This window comes from Xenorhabdus entomophaga (assembly GCF_037996725.1).
GTDB lineage: Bacteria > Pseudomonadota > Gammaproteobacteria > Enterobacterales > Enterobacteriaceae > Xenorhabdus > Xenorhabdus khoisanae.
The window spans coordinates 1-273 of the sequence record NZ_JBBMXH010000433.1; the positions used below are offsets into that span (position 1 = coordinate 1).

The 273-nt window shown below is 54.2% G+C and carries 1 protein-coding gene; it reads right to left on the minus strand.

Annotated elements, in window-relative coordinates; all coding sequences use genetic code 11:
* Positions 1 to 273: HK97 family phage prohead protease (locus AAC854_RS23515; RefSeq protein ID WP_340619183.1), on the minus strand; the 273-nt coding region annotated here is incomplete at both ends.

A 273-nucleotide genomic window follows, 5' to 3' on the forward strand; every position in this document is an offset into this window, starting at 1 on the left:
TTTAATGGATTTCAAGGTGGCCAGTGCGGCCTGCTCAGCATCACGCAGAGAAAGTGCACGGTAGCCGTCAGCCATCAGGGCCTTGGCTTGGGTTCGCGACAGCCCGACATCGCGCAGGACTCGCTCAATACTTTTTGGAGAAGGTATTTCACCGCGGGCAAGGGCCGACTTCACCTCACTCACCCGCGCTTCATCGTTAGCGGGAAAGGTCACCAGACTCACTTCCCATAAATCGAGATCTTTGAGTAAAAACGCCTCTTTTGTCCGGTCATA